The sequence below is a fragment of the Sphingomonas sp. OV641 genome (genome assembly GCF_900109205.1).
GTDB lineage: Bacteria > Pseudomonadota > Alphaproteobacteria > Sphingomonadales > Sphingomonadaceae > Sphingomonas.
This window is the reverse complement of sequence record NZ_FNZB01000034.1, coordinates 1-1,216: the sequence shown is the minus strand read 5'-3', so window position 1 is coordinate 1,216 and position 1,216 is coordinate 1. Positions and strand designations below refer to the sequence as shown.

Genomic DNA, 1,216 nt, shown 5'->3' with positions numbered 1-1,216 from the left:
GCCGCCAGCGCGGCTACCCCGATCGTTATGCACCGCGACCCCGGCTGCGGCTGTTGCGCCAAGTGGGCGGCGCAGGTGCAGCAGCAGCTCGGCCGGCAGGTGCGCGTCGTCGATGATTCTAACCGCCCGGCGCTGCAGAAGCGCGCGGGCGTTCCCGCGGACCTCTCGTCCTGCCACACCGCGATCGCCGATGGCATGGCTTTCGAGGGCCACGTGCCGATCGCCGACATGAAGCGGGCTCTTGCGACCCGGCCCAAGGGCGTGCGGGGCCTGGCGGTCGGCGGTATGCCGCTCGGCTCGCCGGGAATGGAAGTGCCGGGCGTCAAGGCGCAGGCCTATGACGTGGTCGCCTTCGGCACCGGCGGACGCCGCTTGTTCGCCCGCCACGGCAGCTGATCGGCGATTTTGCTGGTTAGGGCCGGCAGGACGCGCCTGCCGCTGCCAGCGTGACTCCTCCATCCAGTTCGCGTCGAAGCAGACGAAAAGTCTCACGGAAAGAGCTAATGGGCGGGTGAGGGGAGAAGGCCGGGCGTGCGTAAACGGGAATGGATGAACACGGATCAAGGGGTCAGGTGATGGGCGGCAAACGAGGCGGGACCTTCGCTATACTTCTTGCGGTTGCAATATCAGTCAGCACGTCGGCATCGGCGCACGAAGATCACAATGCGCTCGGGGCGGGTCCCGGGCCGGTCGCTAACAGCGCAGCCGAGACGCAGAAAGCAGATGGGGCGGACGCTGGCGACGGCCACATGGGCATGGGCTCTATGTCGACTGTGGACATGAACATGGGTGGCCGCGACATCGCCGGCGACGACATGGACATGGGCGGCATGCACGAGGAGACCGCCAACAAGAACAAGAGTTTCGGCGAACGGCTTGTGAGCTGGCTGGGCCGGCTGCACACCATGGTCATTCATTTTCCCATCGCCATGTTCATCGGCGCGTTCGGGTTAGAGCTGTTCGGGTTATGGCGCCGCAACCGGGACTATCAGCATGTCGCACACATAATGCTGGTGGTCGGCGCGCTGGGAGCGATCGCAGCGGCGTTCCTGGGCTGGTTCGCAGGCGGGTTCTACCTGACCGACCGCAACCCTATCCTGATGACGCATCGCTGGCTCGGAACATCGATCGCGGTCTTCGGCGTCGTGCTGGCTTGGATGGCAGCCCGCCACCGCAAGGGTCCCGAGCGGTCGCGGTCGTTGTATTGGGTGGTGCT

Annotated in this window: 2 protein-coding genes; both read left to right on the top strand. The window is 65.8% G+C overall.

Annotation, left to right across the window (positions count from 1 at the left end):
- Positions 1 to 396 (top strand): DUF411 domain-containing protein (locus tag BMX36_RS21240; RefSeq protein WP_093068556.1); only part of this gene is annotated, 396 nt, incomplete at its 5' end.
- A gap of 368 nt (positions 397 to 764) precedes the next feature.
- On the top strand, positions 765 to 1,216 hold a 452-nt coding region (locus BMX36_RS21235; protein WP_093068553.1), incomplete at its 3' end, for a DUF2231 domain-containing protein.